Source organism: Paenibacillus tianjinensis (genome assembly GCF_017086365.1).
GTDB lineage: Bacteria > Bacillota > Bacilli > Paenibacillales > Paenibacillaceae > Paenibacillus_AQ > Paenibacillus_AQ tianjinensis.
On the sequence record NZ_CP070969.1, the window covers coordinates 4,421,341 to 4,437,875 of the forward strand.

Sequence of the window (16,535 nt, forward strand, 5' to 3'; positions counted from 1 at the left end):
AGTGTCCTTTTCGCTTCATTATTTTCACATGATTTATTAATTAAGGCAATATGAACATGGCCCTTCTGCTTAAAAAAATATCTCCGCCCGCGCAATTCCGGCAGTACAACAAAAAAAGTCCCCGGAGGGACTTCTTTTTACATTTCACCGGATTATTGGTAGCGCAGGAAAAGGTTATTATTCTCCAGATGCACATGCTCGAAGGTCATTCCTTCCAGCTCCTCGAGCCGGGCATACGTCAACCGGTAAGTCGTGCAGGCATGCTCGGGCGGGGTGAAGTCATTCGTCACCGCGCGGAGCTCACGCAAAATCTCGCCTGCTCCATCATGTTCCGCTTCCAGTCCCGTCAGGAGGCCACGCAGTTCAGCCAAAGCTTCCTCGCTCGGATTCGCGCTGTAGGCGAGCATTTTCGGGAACTCAATTTCTTCTTCCTGTGCTGTATGCTTCAGCAGATCTTCACGCAGCAGGTTGAATAAGCGGTAAACTTCGGCCAAATGCGGGGAATCCTCGCCGTGGACTCGGAATACCTTGGTTACGTTCTGGCTGATCAAAGGCAGCTCTTCACGCAGATACCGGTGATGCTTGTTCACGATATGTTCCACCAGTTCCTCTGAAGTTGCTCCGTTCCACTTGGTGTCTTCTTCTAGCACAGGATGCTCCTGGGCCAGCTTGTGCAGATCGCTTAGCATCGCATCCGAATCAAGCCCTTTCTCTGCAGCTGCCTCCGCCAGCGGCTTCACTCCTCCGCAGCAGAAATCGATCCGTTGTCCTTTGAAATAATCCGCCGCCTTAGGAAATTGCAGTACGATATCTCTCACCAGATCCTCGCCGCTAAAGCTAAGCGCTTCTGTTGTATGGTTTAATTGATTGGCCGTCATATGGGGCCCTCCCTCACGTTATTGGTTTAGGTTTTTCTTTACTCCTACACCATAACGCTCACCGGAACCTCAGCTTGTGATTGTACGCACAAATATATAAAATTTTATAGAACGAGGAGATTTGATGACAAGCTGCGTACAAAAAACACCTCTTAATAGAGGTGTTATCCTTGAAGATCTGCTATACTTCACTGAACCGTAGCCTGCATATAGGTCCGTTTGCCCTGCGCATCCTTCAGATAGGGTCCGAGGCCGGCAAAACGGGAATGGTCCACATACACGCCGGTCATCCATCTGCCTTCGGTCAACCCGCCGTTCCATTGCAGGACAAGATCGGGGGCCGATATCCATTCCTGATATACTTTTATATTATTTTCTTTATATTCTTTAGAAGGTTTGCCGTTCTCCGTCAGACGCAGCTTGTTCAAATAGGTCGGCACAAAATAGGAAGAGATGGTATCCAGATCATCACCGTCCAGAAAAGCTTCATCACCCAGATACGTCTGAAAAAGCACGGTGTTCTCATACATAGACCAGATTAGCGCCTGCAGAACCATACTCTGCCGGATCCCGTTGTGAAAGGTAAACAACCGCTGATTGCCTGCAGGTTTTCCTTGTGCAGCAGCTGAAGGCTCCAGGCAATGCCGCTCACAGCCTATACATTTCCAGCCCGAAGGACTCTGGATCCACTTTTGAAAAACGCTGCCGCTATCATTGTCTCCTTTATATAAAGAAGAGATAATTTCATAGGGTACTCCTATCCACGCATCCCACAAGGAATCGGGAAGATGGCCGTGCAGCATGAACAGCGCTTTATCATAAATGAGCTGCACTTTGATCGAAGCGGCTTCCAGTTCGGCAACATCCTCTTTTCCATAGGTTATTTCCCGGGAAAACAAGGTGGTTTTCATCTTCCTCGCCTCCTAAAAGTTTTGTTAGCGTTACATCTTCGAGTCACAACGACAAAACTTGCTACGAAAGCATACACTTAGTTTTGTTAGCGTTACATCATCGAGTTCACTACGACAAAACTCACTTCGAAAGCAAACACTTAGTTTTGTTAGCGTTACATCTTCGAGTCACTACGACAAAACTCACTTCGAAAGCATATCACGAAAGCATATCCCAATTTTGGTTGCGCTTCCACAATAAATATGCAGAATATTGATAGGTACTGAACAGGCGGGTGGCAGCAGTTTTTTTCTATTATATTACATCCAGCAGTGAGTTGTGCAAGTTTTATTTATTAAAATTTGAAAAAGCCCCTTCTCCGTCACACGGATAAAAGGGGCTATCAATAGGACACTTATGGCGGGACTACTCGACCCAGCTCTCGGCCCAGGACTGAATCTGCTGCATAACCGGCTCAAGTGCACGGCCTTTAGGTGTTAATTCATACTCAATGCGCACCGGTGTTTCAGGGTACACATGTCTTACAAGAATACCTTCGCATTCCAAATCCTTCATTCGTTCAGACAGCATCTTATCGCTCATCGACGGAATCAGTCCCGAAATATCCTTGAAACGCTTCGGGCCGCTCATCAATGTCTGGATAATAAGTCCATTCCAACGTTTGCCTAAGAAAGAGAAGGCCGTTTCGAATCTTGGGCACATCGTCAGCTGATGTTCTTCCATTGTTCTCACCTCTCAGTTGTGAAACTTACAATTAGTTAGTATATATAATTTTAACACATTTAAAGCATAATGAACATCGTTTACCAAAAAAAAGTTCATCAGCCCCACCTTATTATATCCTCGGTGTCAATCCCCTGTGCCTTGCCGCGGCTTGCGCTGGGCAATTGCCTCTGTGACCACGTATGCAAGGTCATCGTTGCTGTATAAGGACAGCACACCGAGAACCGTATCATCAGAAATATAACCTGCCTCATCCTCAGGTACAGTAAGTGCAAGTGCATGGCTAAGTGCGGCATTGCCTTCCTGCTGCGGATAAGCCTGCAGATAGAGTGCATGCGGATCAAGCCCGTTGTTCACACACCACTGGGCAAACACAAGAATCATCATTTCCTCATCCCGCTTATAGCTCTCGATGATCTGTTCCTCCATTGATTTGCGGTAATCGTCCATACCCGTACTCCTCTCTGTTCATCTGTCAATCGGCAAGCTCTGCCGCCAGCTTATGGCTCGCTAGCACAGCAGAAGCTGAAATGCCGCATTGCTCCGGTGTATTCATGGTATTTAGAAAATGGTTCACGACACCGCTGAAGCCCCTCCGCTCCAGGACCGTATCCCAGCTTCCGAAGCCTTGAGTACGCGGCAGCGCACCCTTCTCATATAAAGTCGCCCGTTCCATATCGGATACTTCCACCGATCTTCCGCTGCCGTGAAGCTCCAGCTTCTCAATGTCCGCTCCGGCATCCCGGACCATACTGTACATTCCGGTAGCACCTGAATTCCAGCCAAGCATTCCGGAAGATTGCAGGAGCCGTCCTTCACTGTCGGAATTCAGGCTGCTTCTCAGCAGCTCATAATCATTGCCGCACAGCCAGAGCAGCAGATCCAGCATATGAATCAGGTCATCATGGATGGTCTCGCGGCTGCTGCCGGATTGCAGCTTAGTGCGGTGTTTGACCGCATGGCAATGGCTGATGCCGCCCGCCTTCTCAAGCCAGGCTTTGGCTGCCGTATACATCGGGGCGAAGCGGCGGTTAAAGCCGGCAGCGAGGAGCTGTCCTCTATTCTCTGCCATTTCCGCCATCCGCCGTGATTGTTCCAAGTCATAGGAAAGGGGTTTATCTACATATACCGCCAACCCGTGCTCGAGGCACTTCGTAACAAGCTCATAATGGGTAGGCGTTGGACTGTGCACGAACACGGCATCCAGCTCCCAGGACAGCAGCTCATTCACATCTGTTGTACCCTTGGGAAAACGGTAGGAGCGGACAGCTCCCTGAACAGTGGATTGTGAATGACTGAGCACACCGACAACCTCCGCCTGATCATGCCGGGAGAGCAGCGGCAAATACACTTTACGGGCAATATCGCCGATTCCGATCATCGCCACTCTTTTACGTACAGGAGTATTCATGGCATATCTTCCTTTACAACTTGTCTTATAGAAGTATTATACCGTGACATCCCGCCGGGACAATGATCTTTGCTTCATTAATTACTTTTTTTTCAGTATGATGAGATGAACAGGTTAAGAAAGGGCATAGTAAAATGAGAAAATGGCTTACAGCAATACTTTATGTTTCGGGTATTATTCTTGCGTTTATCTACAGATATGATCTGCTGGACTGGTTGCGCGAGGATCATAGCCCTGTTCTGTCCCTTCTGGCCGCAACGGCGCTTGCATTGTTTCCGGTCCTGCCTTATAAGCTAATCATTGGCTTGTTCGGATATGCATATGGGAGTCTCACCGGAGCGCTGATTTGCTGGAGTGCCACAACACTTGCAGCAGCGATAATGTACGGCCTCGTTAAATATTTGTTCCAAAAGCAAGCCCGAACCTATCTAGCGTCCGTTCCAGCGCTGGAAAAGTTCACATCCGCTGTGCAGCGGCGTCCGTTCGCCTCCATCATCCTGGCCCGTCTTGCGCCGGTTGTGCCGCAGACTGCAGTAAATATCTATGCCGGTGCCGCCGGCTTGCCCTTTTGGAGTTATCTCGCCGCTTCCGGACTCGGTAAAATCCCTGGAATCACACTCTACGCGTATCTCGGAGGGCAGTTATTCGAGCATCCGCGGAGCGCTGTTATCGCAGTAGTACTTTATGCCGCTGTGCTCTTACTGGCCGGTTTGTCTCTGCGCCCGCGTCCAGCCGGTAGTACAAAAGGCCGATAAGAACTGAAGGACGGTGCTGGCAGACAGCGCCTCTTTGCTTTATAATTAAATTGAATTGTGATCTATTTAATTGCATTCTACGGATGGAGGGATATTTATGAGTGATGTTCAGTCTGACAATATAGGCTTCAAGACGGAAAAAGCGACCTTTGCAGGTGGATGTTTCTGGTGTATGGTATCTCCTTTTGAAGATTTACCGGGAATTGAAGGGATCATTTCCGGATATACAGGCGGACATACGGTTAATCCGACCTATCAGGAGGTTTGCTCGGAGACAACCGGGCATGTCGAAGCGGTTCAGATTACGTTTAACCCGGATATTTTCCCGTACAGCAAGCTGCTTGAGCTGTTCTGGCAGCAAATTGACCCTACCGATGCCGGCGGCCAGTTTCATGACCGCGGAACTTCCTATGGTACGGCAATCTTCTATCATTCTGAAGAACAGCGGCTCGAAGCAGAAGCTTCCAAAGCTGCACTTGCGGCCAGCGGACGTTTTTCAGCACCGATTGTGACACCGATTCTTCCAGCCAAGCCATTCTATCCTGCTGAAGAATATCACCAGGATTATCATCATAAGAATCCCGGACATTACAAACGTTACCGGAAGGGCTCCGGCCGGGAGGCCTTTATAGAAACCCACTGGAAGCATAAAGAGGACAAACAGAGCCTTAAGGAGCGGCTAACCCCGCTTCAGTATGAAGTAACCCAGAATAATGCTACCGAGTCACCCTTCCACAATGAATTCTGGGATCACCATGGTGACGGCATTTATGTAGATATCGTATCCGGCGAGCCGCTGTTCAGCTCCCAGGACAAGTACGATTCCGGCTGCGGCTGGCCAAGCTTTACCCGCCCGATCCGCGACTATGCGGTCAAAGAAAAAACAGACCTCAGCCATCTGATGATCCGTACAGAAGTACGCAGCAAAACCGCCGATTCGCATCTCGGCCATGTATTCAACGATGGTCCCGGAGAGAACGGTCTGCGCTACTGCATTAATTCAGCGGCACTGCGGTTCGTCCCCAAAGAGGATCTGGAAAAGGAAGGCTATGGCGAGTACCAGGTGCTTTTCCAGCATGCATAAGCTATAGGCCCATTTCACAACACAAAGCCTCCAGTCCGTGATCCTGCGGATTTGGAGGCTTTATTTTTCGCTCAAAACCGAACTGTTCATAAAAGCCGGCTTTGCCGCTCGCGGAGGACAGCTGGATTTACCCTTTGTTCTCCGGCTCTTTGTTAGATTCCTCTACGACAGGTGCTTCAGCCTGAATTTCCTCTCCTCTGTTCTGTCCCGGCAATCCCCGGTTTTGCTTACGATTAGACTCCCGGATCCGCTGCAGATAACCGTCATCCCGCCGCTTTAACTTTTTCCGCAGCCACAGTACGATAACAAGAATGATTCCTGCAACAATCAGGATAGGAAGTGCAGCCGCCAAGAAAACGATCAGCCACTGGAACATGACAGACAAGGCATGCAGACTGCTCGTCAGCGCATCGGAAGCCCTCGTCAGCAGCGGCCCCTGCTTTTTTTGCTGGATATCCGCGATACTTTTGTCGGTCTGATAGAGCCGCAGCTCTACAGTGGAGAAAGATACATTCTGATCAATGTAACGCATTCTGCCTTTAATTTGTTCGATTTGCTCCTGAATTGCACCAAGCTGATTGGCAAAAGCAACGAGATCCGCGGATTTGGTCGCTTTTTTCATAAATTCGATATATTGGCTCTCCATCAGCTGTTTGGCTTTGAGCCGTGACTCCAGATCCACATATTCTTCCGACACATCCTGGCCTTCAATATTCCGCTGAATCCCCTCATTTTTGATTTTCTCCAAATTATTCAGAAAAGGGGAAAAGCCGGACGCAGGAACCTTCATAATAAAGGTCCCGCCCTTTTCGTATTCAGACATGCTCTCCGTGAATCCAATGATATATCCACCGGCCAGCGTAATCATGTTCCTTACTTCAGACTGTGCAGCAGCGTAATCTTCGACCTCCATCGTAAGGTTTGCTTTATACATCAGCTTCTTGTTCAGCCCCGCTACGACATCAGTACCAGTCAATCCCGCCGCTGCTTCTGCCGCCTTATCTGAATCAGAACCCTTTACTGAGTCTTTACTTCCAGCAGCTGCATCAGCTGAGCTTACGGTTGAATGCTCACTCCCAGATTGCATTTCAACCTCATCAACGGCAGCAGGTGCTGCTTCCTCAGCAGGAGCATTCGCTGCTCCTTGATCTGCCTTCATGTTGGTTGTGCTCGCTGAATTAGCCGCCGAATTATCATTGCTGGAACCACAGCCAGCCAGTACAACCGCCAAAACTAATAATCCCGCCAAGTAATGCAGACCCCATTTGCGCATTCTCATTCCTCCAAAAGTGTAGTGGATTCCCGCTTCTTTTGTAAAAATAGTTCCGCAGATACCCTTTGTCTATTTTGGTGATAATCCGCCTAACTCTTTGACGCTCCAGATACTGGAAGGTTGCATGAAAACTATGGATTCGAAGCCTTTTTCGAACCTTTTTTTCCAAAATTAACAATCTGCATAAAAAAAACAGGAACATTCAGCGGCTGAACGTTCCTGTTTGCGAACCCATTCTATATTTGCTACAATTATAATGTCTGAAAAAGGCAAGGAAATCCAAATACCCTTTATTCAGAAGAATAAGGGTAAGGTTCTGTTCGGACAAGCTCCACCTTGCTGAACAGAGCAGCACTATTTGCACTGAGCATATTACCAATCTACTATAAGGGGAGGTGACCCTCATGGCAAAAGACGTACTGTGTGCAGTGAACTCTTGCACCTATTGGGCTGAAGAGAACAAATGTAACGCTGAATCCATCTTTGTAGCTTATCACAGCTCCAAGGAGCCTACACAACCTGAAGAAACAGATTGCAAAACATTCGAACGTAAATAAGTTAGACTTAGAAGGGACCCTCCACGGTTCCTTCTTTTCTGTTTCTCATTCTATCAATAATGAGAATTATTATCAAGTGTTTACATGAAAAAATCTGTAACTAACACTGCAACCTCCGGACTTGTGCTGAATTGCATGACTTGATATAAAAACGTACAATGAAAATGCGTTATCAAGAAGATACAAATCGGAGGGTGAATGATGATCAGACAAATCGGACAGGTAATGCTATATGTAAATGATCAGGACCAGGCTTTGCGCTTTTGGACGGAAAAGGCCGGCTTCATTAAGGTTTCGGAAAATGACAACGGGCAGGGAATACGATGGATTGAAATTGCACCCGCGCAAGGAGCATCGACGACATTTGTGCTTCACAACAAGCAGCTCATCGCTGAGATGCAGCCGGAGCTTAATCTTGGCACACCTTCCATCCTGTTGTATTCTGACGATCTTGATGGCTTGTATCAGGATTTCCAGAAGAAAGGCATTACGGTTGGAGATTTGGTGAATATGCCGGGAGGCCGGGTGTTCAATTTCGCCGACGACGAGAATAACTACTTCGCAGTTATGGAAAAGTAATACCTTAAAGTAGATGATTACGTCACTGCTGGAATGTGGTGGCGTTTTATATTGCCTGTAAGTTGAAAGGCCAGCCGGGGGAATCCCTCCCCGGCTGGCCTGCTGTTTATACTCTGGCTTCTTTCCTAATAATCTCTGCCGCCTGTACCATGTTGCGCAAGGCAGCTTCTGTCTCCTCCCACCCTCTTGTCTTCAGCCCGCAGTCCGGATTGATCCAGAACTGCTCAGCATCCAGCACACGCAAAGCCCGTTCAATGCTCACTGCCATTTCCTTCACTTCCGGCACACGCGGACTATGGATATCATACACGCCTAGTCCGATCCCTTTATCATATTCCTGCGCTTCAAAGCTGGCGATCAGCTCCCCGTGGCTGCGTGAGGTTTCAATGGAGATGACATCCGCGTCCATCGCCGAGATCGAACCGATCATGTCATTGAAATCACTGTAGCACATATGGGTATGAATTTGCGTCGTAGCCTTCACGGGATTTGTAGCGATCCGGAATGACCGGACGGCCCAGTTCAAATAGTGCTCATGATCTTCCGCCTTCAGCGGCAGCCCCTCACGGATGGCAGGCTCATCCACCTGGATCATTTCGATACCGGCCTGCTCCAGTGCCTGCACCTCTTGCCGGAGGGCGAGCGCAATCTGTTTCGCTACCTCTTCGCGGCTCAGGTCATCCCGCACGAAGGACCAGTTGAGAATGGTCACCGGTCCGGTCAGCATCCCTTTAACCGGCAGCTTCGTCAAGGACTGGGCATAGACACTTTCCTTGACTGTCATCGGTTCGATGAAAGCGACATCGGCATAAATAACCGGTGGCTTCACGCAGCGTGAGCCGTAGGACTGTACCCAGCCGCCTTTGGTGAAGAGATATCCGGCCAGCTTCTCGCCGAAGAACTCGACCATGTCCGTCCGCTCGAATTCCCCGTGCACCAGCACGTCCAGTCCAAGCTCTTCCTGGAAGGCAATCGCACCCTCAATCTGTTCGCGGACAAAGCCGTCGTACCGCTCCTGATTCCACACGCCTTTGCGCCATTTAAGCCGGGCCTGGCGTACCTCAGCGGTCTGCGGGAAGCTTCCGATGGTCGTCGTCGGCAGCAGCGGCAGCTGCCACTTCTCGCGCTGCACCTTCAGCCTTTCAGCATACGGCAGGCTGCGGCTGTCCGGAAGCTGCTCCAGTGCGCGGACCTGCTCTGCTACGTCCCGGCGCCCGCGCTCAGGCAGCGCTCGGAAGCGAGCCAACGCTTCACGGCTTTCTGCCAGCGCTGCAGCATAGCTGCCCTGCTCATCCCCGGCTGCGGCTGCGATCAGACTTAGCTCGGCCAGCTTTTCATCCGCGAAAGCAAGGGCATTTTTCACTGAGCTCTTCAACCGGTCCTCACTCTGTACCGACACAGGCACATGCAGCAAGCTGCACGAAGGCTGCAGAACCAGCCGGCTGGCCGGCACATGAGTGCTCAAATCGCTGACCAGCTCCAGCTTGGCATCGGCATCACTGCGCCAGATGTTGCGTCCGTCAATAATGCCTGCGAAGAGCCATTTCTCCTCAGGCCAGCCCAGCTGCCGGACCGACTCCAGATTGGCACCGCCGTCATGGACGAAATCTAGGCCGATACCTTGTACAGGTAGCTTCAGCAGGGCTTCAAGCGGCTCTGCGGCTTCAAAATAGGTCTGGAGCAGCAGCTTAAGCCCTGGCACCTCTACGGCGATTCTGCTGTAGATGGACTCCAGCAGTGTAGTATCTTCTGTAGTCAGTCCTGTTACAACCGCAGGCTCATCGATTTGTACCCAGCTTACACCCTCCTGCTGCAATTCCTGCAGCAGCTGCACATAGACAGGCATGAACCGCTCGGCAACCGACTGGATATCCGCCGCCGGGAAGCCTTTGGATAATTTTAGGAAGGTATAGAGACCGATAATAACAGGTTTGCCCTCAATGCCCGCCTGTTCCTTGGCGAACCGGTATGCGGCAAGCGGCTTGTTGGCTGTCAGGCTCGGGTTCTGTTCTCCGATCTCGGGTACGATATAGTGGTAATTTGTATTAAACCATTTGGTCATTTCGCAGGCGGTTGCTTCGGTATTGCCTCGCGCCATGGCGAAATAAAGATCGAGGGAGACCTCGCCTCCGTCATAACCATAACGCGGCGGGATAATGCCGAACATGGCGGCCGTATCAAGCACATGATCATAGAACGTGAAATCATTGACCGGGATCAGCGTGATGCCTGCCTCCTGCTGTGTTTTAAGATGCTGAAGCTGAAGTCCGGCCATTTCTGTGCGGAAAACCGCCTCATTGATTTTACCGCCCCAAAACGCTTCAAGCAGCTTCTTCCACTCCCGGTTTCTGCCGATTCTCGGATACCCGAGACTGCTCGTTGTAATCTTGTTAGCCATTTTGAATCCCTCCTATTTTGAATAAATCATATGAATATCGTTGTTATACGCCGCACAGGAATATCAGGCTAAGTGCATGTATCTCTGGCTCTACCTCTGACATTGGCTCAAGCTCTGCCGCTGCCCGCTTACCTAATCTGATGCCATCATACTGAATCGCAAGGGGCTGCCGCAACAGATTCCTGGCTTTCCAGCTATACACATTCCCTATAGCTGGTGCCGCCAGGAACTTCTAAGCACTGCTGATGCCGCATAAGCCCATGCACTTTCTCCACACGATTTCCACTCCAAAAGACCGGAAACAACGGAGAGGACGCACAAAAACGGCAATACATTCCCTTAACCGGGTGGCATTGCCGTTCCAATGAACGGGCTATAAATTAGGTTTATGGGTAACGCTCTGTCCGCTGCTTAGAACCAGATCAGATAGACCACTAAGGCCAGCAGAATCCGGTAAATCGCGAACGGCAGCAGCTTGATCCGGTTAATCAGCTTCAGGAAGAAGCGCATCGAGATCAGTGCGAACAGAAAGGCGCTAATAAAGCCGAATATAAAAAACGGCAGCGCATCCAGCGTGAAATACTGCCAGTTCTTGATCAGTGAAATCAGACTCGCACCGGCCATGATCGGTACCGCCATAATAAAGGTGAAATCCGCCGCGGCCCGGTGGCTCATCCCCAGCAGCACGCCTCCAGATATCGTCGAGCCGGAGCGTGAGAAGCCCGGCCAGAGGGAAATGCACTGGATCAAACCGACTGATATCGCCTGCCGGTATGTAATTTGATCGACACTTTCTGTTTTGACCTTCTTAGGGGCAAAACGGTCGGCGCAGATCATGAACACCGCCCCGACTACCAGCCCGATCAGTACCGTCGAGGTCGAGAACAGGTGTTCATCAATATAATCCTCGAACAGAAAGCCGAAGATCCCCGCCGGAATAAGTCCCACAATGACCTGCGCCAGCTTCAGCCGGCCTTCCGTCTCCACCTGCGGCACGCCTTCCGGTACAGCCGTCATCTCCTTGCGGCTGAACCGCTTGAGGCCCAGCAGATCAATAAACCGGTTGCGGAAGATAATGACCACCGCCAGAATTGATCCCAGCTGGATTACAACCTTGAACGTGTTCGCTGTGTATTTTCCCAGAAACTCCTGCGATTTCAGCCACATATCATCAACGATGATCATATGGCCTGTGGAGGAAACCGGAGCAAACTCGGTCAAACCTTCTACAATACCCAGAATAATAGCTTTAATAATGGTTAGCAGCTCCATGTTTATCCCTCCTTATGTTTAAGCTTTTCCACGCGCTTTGCCCGCTGTCTGGCGTCTGCGGAAATACAGCAGTCCCAGTACAAGAACCCCGGCAACAAGCACGGCGTATACGATGTTCGAGTATGTGTCCATATATACTGCAATATCCTCCCATGATTCTCCCAGGGCCGCACCCAGCGAGATGAGCAGCAGGTTCCAGGCCAGTGTGCCGATGGTGGTGAACAGCAGGAAGTGGCCGAATTTCATCCCGGACATCCCGGCCGGAATCGAAATCAGACTGCGCACCAGCGGAATCATCCGGCAGAACAGCACGGTCCAGTAGCCGTATTTATCAAACCAGGCATCGGCCCGGCGGATATCCTTGGCGCTGATCCGGATCCATCCGCCCCAGCGTTCGACGATCCGCTCCAGTCTGCTTACATCCAGCATCCGGCCGATCCAGTACAGCACGACTGCACCAAGAAGTGATCCGGCAGTAGCCGCAATCAGCACACCGGTAATGGTCATACCGGAGGTGGTGGTCATGAACCCGCCGAACGGGAGGATGATCTCTGAAGGAATCGGCGGAAAAATATTTTCCAGAGCCAGCATCAGCAGAATGCCGGCGTAGCCGAACTGCTCCATAAAGTCAGTAATCCATGTTTTCATTAGCAGGTCCCCGCTTTCAGAACAGATTTTTTTTGAGATTGCGCAGATAACGGCCGCGGATCAGGATGAAATACAGCCCCTGCGCTGCCAGGTAACCGGCCAGCACCGCCCCTGTTTCAGCAGCGATAGACAGATAGAAGAGCCGCTGCAGGGCAATAAAAGCAAACAAACTGTGCATCATGGCTATCCCTACCGGCACGAAGAACATCAGCGCAAGCTGCAGGGTTAAGGAACGGTCCAGCTCCTGATCGGTCAGCCCCATTTTGGACAAAGTGGAATACTGCAGCCGGTCATGGTCAAGATCCGTATATAGCCGGAAATAAAGGAAGCTGCCTGCGGCGATAAAAAACACGGTACCGACCAAGAGCGAAGCGAACAGCATTGTGCTGTACAGCGTCTTCTGAATTTCAAACAGCGTCCCGCTGACCACAACCGCATACGGGGAGTAGCTTTCATAGGCTACTTTGCCTTTATCAGCGAGTGTCCTTGCAATACCGGCAGTTTGCGGGAAATCATCAACGTAGAAGCCCGTATAATAGTCAATCTGTGCCGGAACAATGGAGTGGAACAGACTGTCACTGACTACAACTCCGCTGAAATCCCCGCCGTCCCGCCCGTCCAGCTCAGGCAACAGATATTCGGCAATCGGGACATGCTCCGTATAGCCGGTCTCCACAATCTCTGTACCCTGTTCCAGGGTGTACACTACTTTGATCCGGCCCTTGGTTAAGCTGCGGTCCCGCTGGGAGCCGATCATCACCAGTCCTTCATTCCCTTGAAGCGGCTGCTCATGGGAGATAAATCCGGCCTGCTGCAGAGCCAGCTTATAATCGCTGTATGCCATCAGCGGCAGCTGACGGGTCCGGTCCGGCCCGGTCTGGGACCTTACTTCCGCGTATTTTACCGGTATTGATAGCGTTTCATAAGGCAGGCCCAGACGCTCCAGCTCATCCCGGATGCCCCGTAGATCTCCTTCTGCGTTGTAGCCGGCCTGACTTCCTTTGGCCACATAACCTACAGCCGCAGGATAATCCAGCTTCAGCTCTCTAGACAAAGTATGAATGGATGCAAATACACCTACAGAAGTGAAAGAGACTGCCGAAACAATGGTCACCATAAAAAACATCCGCCCGTTGTCCTTCCAGCGGTGAGACAAGCCTGAGAGCATAATCATATGGGTCTTATGCCAATAGAAGCGGCGCATCCCCCGCAGGAGCTTAACGATGTAGAGACTCAGCTGTGTATAGAACAGATAGGTCCCGGCAACCGTAATGGCCACCACCGGGAACATGACCATCTCTACGGAAGCTGCTGTTGCCGAAGCTGCCAGACCATAACCGCCCAACAGCAGCAGCGCAGAGACAACAGCCAGCAAAGGAGACACCCGCGGCTCCCTCTCCGCTCTGCGTCCGCTCTGGAACAACCCGCGCGGAGATTCCCGGCCGATAAAGGCAAAGGTGCACAGGGAGATCAGCACGAACAGGAGGGCGAAGCTGCTGACCGTTAACAGGGGTGCCTGCCAGGAGAAGTAAAATTCCAGCGGCGCGATCCCGAGAAATTCCGCTCCAATCATCAGAAACAGCTTGCCGAGCAGCAGGCCAAGCACAGTGCCGGTCAGAATTGCAGAGCTGCCGATCAGCATGTTTTCCAGAAACACCATCGTGTTCAGCTGTCCCTTGGTCATCCCGTGCATCAGCAGAATGCTGAATTCCAGCTTGCGCGACTGCAGAAAAGAGCCTACGGACACCAGCATGAACAGCGAGGAGAACACAAAGATTATCCCTTCCGCCACCATCATCGTATTAGCCGCCGTGCTCAGAATCGTATCCCTGGCGATGGCCGGATGAAAAATAAACAGTGCACAGAGAAAGAAAACCATTACGGAAAAAGCGCTGCTGACAAAATAAGCGGCATATTTGCGTTTATTCCTTGCGACATTCCTATAAGCGAACTGGCGAAAGGTCATGAGCCGCTCCCCCCAGCAGCGACAGCATGTCGATGATGTTCTGGAAAAAAGCCGCCCTGCTGCTGCCGCGGTACATCTCGCTGTAGAAACGTCCGTCTTTAATAAAAATCACCCGGTGGCAAAAGCTCGCTGCCACCGCATCATGTGTAACCATCAATACCGTGGCGCCTTCTGCCTCATTCACCTCGGCCAGCAGGTTCATGACTTCGCCTGCTGCCTTGGAGTCCAGGCTGCCTGTCGGCTCATCCGCCAGAATCAGCGACGGGCGGTGAATCATCGCCCGGGCAATCGCTACCCGTTGCATCTGGCCGCCGGAAAGCTCATAGGTCCGCTTGGATAATAGTGGCGTGATGTCCAGTCTCAGCGCTGCTTCCTTCAGTCTGCTCTCCATCTCCGCTACGGAGACGCCGGCAAGCGTCAGCGGAAGCACGATGTTCTCCTCCACAGTGAGCGTATCAAGCAAATTATACTGCTGGAAGACGAACCCCAGCTCCTTGCGGCGGAACAGCGCCTTATCCTTGCGCCCCAGCCTGTTTGGGTCCCGTCCGCCGATCATGACTTCACCCGAGGTAGGCTCATCTATCGTTGCAATGACGTTCAGCAGGGTAGTTTTGCCGCTGCCCGAAGGTCCCATAATACCGACAAACTCCCCTTTCTCCACAGCAAAGCGGATATGGTTAAGCGCATGGATGGACACCTTGCCCTCATATATTTTGGATAGATTATGAACGTCTAACAGGGGCAAGTGCGTCCGCTCCTTCTGTGATTTGGATTGTCTTCATTATACAAACTGTAAACTTTAGCTGCTATTTCTGAAACTTACAGTCACCTTACATAATTGTAAGCAAGACAGGGTTGACAGCGAATATAGGAAAGACTATATTTATATGCATGAGCATGCATTTATTATTTCGCTTGACCTGTTTACATAAAAGCATGCCAAATTCAGAACCCTGCCAAGGAGAGATAAAAAATGAACGATCTGTTCACACCTTATGAGCTAAAGGATTTAAAGCTGAAAAACCGTGTGGTTATGCCTCCTATGTGCCAATATTCAGTTACGGCTAAGGACGGGATTGCTACGGATTGGCATTATAACCACTACGTAAGCCGGGCCGTCGGCGGAACCGGACTGATCATCATAGAAATGACCGACGTAGATCCGGATGGCCGGATTACAGATTATGATCTGGGCATCTGGTCGGATGAGCATATTGCCGGCTTGGCGAGAATTGTAGACGCCTGCCATGCCTATGGCGCTAAAGTGGGGATTCAAATTGCCCATGCCGGACGCAAAGCCGAAGACGCAGCAGTGCCTGTGTCCTCCTCCCCGATCCCGTTCGATGATAAATCCAAAACACCGCGTGAACTGACAACGGCGGAAGTGAAAGAAATGGTGAACAAATTCCAGGCAGGTGTAAGACGGGCAGTTCAGGCCGGTTTCGATGTCATTGAACTGCACGGCGCCCACGGCTATCTGATCCACCAGTTCCACTCGCCGCTGACAAACCGCAGAACCGATGAATACGGCCAGGACCTTACTTTGTTCGGAAAAGAAGTCATCGCTGCCGCCAAACGTGAAATACCGGAAGGTATGCCGCTCATTATGCGCATCTCGGCACAGGAATATGTTGAAGGCGGCTACGGCATCAAGGAGAGTCTTGCTATTGGCGCAGCCTATAAGGAAGCGGGAGCGGATATTTTCCATATCAGCGCCGGCGGTGAAGGAGCGATTGCTGCTGCAGGCAGACCGGGTACACATGCAGCCTATCAGGTTCCGCTTGCACGGGCCTTCAAGCAGGAGCTGGCAGTTCCGGTAATTGCTGTCGGCCGGCTGGATGAAGCAGCGCTCGCCAACGCGGTTATCGGCAATGAGGATGCTGATCTGATAGCTGTGGGCCGGGGGATGCTGAGAAATCCTTACTGGACGCTGGAGGCCGGCGTACAGCTAGGCAAAGAAGCCGGTGTTCCAAAGCAGTATACATTTGGTTTCCCGAGAGTCCACAACTAAGCCGGGAGCTAAACTGTTCTAGTCTACAGAGCACACGGCGTTCAGTCAGTCGGGCTTCTTTTCTCGCA

General features: G+C 51.0%; 16 protein-coding genes. 5 read left to right on the top strand and 11 right to left on the bottom strand.

The genetic code is table 11. The annotated features are described in order from the left end of the window. Positions 1-152 precede the first annotated feature (152 nt). The 5 genes from ric to JRJ22_RS20685 form a co-directional block, all read right to left on the bottom strand. A complete protein-coding gene (gene ric, locus JRJ22_RS20665) occupies positions 153-878 on the bottom strand; it encodes an iron-sulfur cluster repair di-iron protein (RefSeq protein WP_206101287.1) in 726 nt (241 codons plus the stop codon). Positions 879-1,066: 188 nt separating this feature from the next. Beyond that, positions 1,067-1,789: a hypothetical protein gene (locus tag JRJ22_RS20670; RefSeq protein WP_206101288.1), complete on the bottom strand. Its 723-nt coding sequence runs from the start codon at positions 1,787-1,789 to the stop codon at positions 1,067-1,069. A gap of 406 nt (positions 1,790-2,195) precedes the next feature. Beyond that, the gene (locus tag JRJ22_RS20675) at positions 2,196-2,513 is read right to left on the bottom strand and encodes a winged helix-turn-helix transcriptional regulator (protein ID WP_039875309.1); all 318 of its coding nucleotides are present in this window, start codon (positions 2,511-2,513) and stop codon (positions 2,196-2,198) included. A 126-nt stretch (positions 2,514-2,639) separates the two neighbouring features. Beyond that, on the bottom strand, positions 2,640-2,963 hold the full coding sequence (locus tag JRJ22_RS20680; protein ID WP_206101289.1) for a hypothetical protein: 324 nt from the start codon (positions 2,961-2,963) through the stop codon (positions 2,640-2,642). A 25-nt stretch (positions 2,964-2,988) separates the two neighbouring features. Next, the gene (locus JRJ22_RS20685) at positions 2,989-3,924 is read right to left on the bottom strand and encodes a Gfo/Idh/MocA family protein (RefSeq protein ID WP_206101290.1); all 936 of its coding nucleotides are present in this window, start codon (positions 3,922-3,924) and stop codon (positions 2,989-2,991) included. A 134-nt stretch (positions 3,925-4,058) separates the two neighbouring features. On the opposite strand from JRJ22_RS20685, the gene JRJ22_RS20690 reads away from it, so the two are divergent. Continuing rightward, a complete protein-coding gene (locus tag JRJ22_RS20690) occupies positions 4,059-4,679 on the top strand; it encodes a TVP38/TMEM64 family protein (RefSeq protein WP_206101291.1) in 621 nt (206 codons plus the stop codon). Between the two features lie 97 nt (positions 4,680-4,776). Beyond that, positions 4,777-5,763 (top strand): peptide-methionine (R)-S-oxide reductase MsrB, encoded by a 987-nt coding sequence (gene msrB / locus JRJ22_RS20695; RefSeq protein ID WP_206101292.1) that lies wholly within the window; start codon positions 4,777-4,779, stop codon positions 5,761-5,763. A 127-nt stretch (positions 5,764-5,890) separates the two neighbouring features. On the opposite strand, the gene JRJ22_RS20700 is transcribed toward msrB, so the two are convergent. Beyond that, on the bottom strand, positions 5,891-7,036 hold the full coding sequence (locus tag JRJ22_RS20700; RefSeq protein ID WP_206101293.1) for a DUF4349 domain-containing protein: 1,146 nt from the start codon (positions 7,034-7,036) through the stop codon (positions 5,891-5,893). 404 nt (positions 7,037-7,440) lie between these two features. Between JRJ22_RS20700 and JRJ22_RS20705 the strand changes: the two genes are divergently transcribed. Both JRJ22_RS20705 and JRJ22_RS20710 read left to right on the top strand, forming a co-directional pair. Beyond that, positions 7,441-7,593, top strand: coding sequence for a DUF1540 domain-containing protein (locus tag JRJ22_RS20705; protein ID WP_206101294.1), 153 nt, complete (start codon positions 7,441-7,443; stop codon positions 7,591-7,593). A gap of 201 nt (positions 7,594-7,794) precedes the next feature. Beyond that, complete coding sequence (locus JRJ22_RS20710; RefSeq protein WP_206105230.1) at positions 7,795-8,172, top strand: VOC family protein; 378 nt, start codon at positions 7,795-7,797, stop codon at positions 8,170-8,172. A 106-nt stretch (positions 8,173-8,278) separates the two neighbouring features. On the opposite strand, the gene metE is transcribed toward JRJ22_RS20710, so the two are convergent. The 5 genes from metE to JRJ22_RS20735 all read right to left on the bottom strand — a co-directional run bounded on the left by metE (position 8,279) and on the right by JRJ22_RS20735 (position 15,201). Beyond that, positions 8,279-10,570 carry a 5-methyltetrahydropteroyltriglutamate--homocysteine S-methyltransferase gene (metE, locus tag JRJ22_RS20715; RefSeq protein WP_206101295.1) on the bottom strand — a complete coding sequence of 764 codons (2,292 nt, stop codon included), beginning with the start codon at positions 10,568-10,570 and terminating at the stop codon, positions 8,279-8,281. A 411-nt stretch (positions 10,571-10,981) separates the two neighbouring features. Further along, entirely contained in the window at positions 10,982-11,842 is an 861-nt protein-coding gene (locus JRJ22_RS20720) for an undecaprenyl-diphosphate phosphatase (protein WP_206101296.1), read from the bottom strand. A gap of 18 nt (positions 11,843-11,860) precedes the next feature. Beyond that, a complete protein-coding gene (locus JRJ22_RS20725; protein ID WP_206101297.1) occupies positions 11,861-12,490 on the bottom strand; it encodes a DedA family protein in 630 nt (209 codons plus the stop codon). A gap of 16 nt (positions 12,491-12,506) precedes the next feature. Next, entirely contained in the window at positions 12,507-14,456 is a 1,950-nt protein-coding gene (locus JRJ22_RS20730) for an ABC transporter permease (RefSeq protein ID WP_206101298.1), read from the bottom strand. Next, positions 14,431-15,201, bottom strand: a complete 771-nt coding sequence (locus tag JRJ22_RS20735) for an ABC transporter ATP-binding protein (protein ID WP_206101299.1) — start codon at positions 15,199-15,201, stop codon at positions 14,431-14,433. The genes JRJ22_RS20730 and JRJ22_RS20735 overlap by 26 nt, the downstream gene beginning before the upstream one ends. A 228-nt stretch (positions 15,202-15,429) precedes the next feature. On the opposite strand from JRJ22_RS20735, the gene JRJ22_RS20740 reads away from it, so the two are divergent. Further along, positions 15,430-16,467, top strand: coding sequence for an NADH:flavin oxidoreductase/NADH oxidase (locus JRJ22_RS20740; protein WP_206101300.1), 1,038 nt, complete (start codon positions 15,430-15,432; stop codon positions 16,465-16,467). Positions 16,468-16,535: the final 68 nt, after the last annotated feature.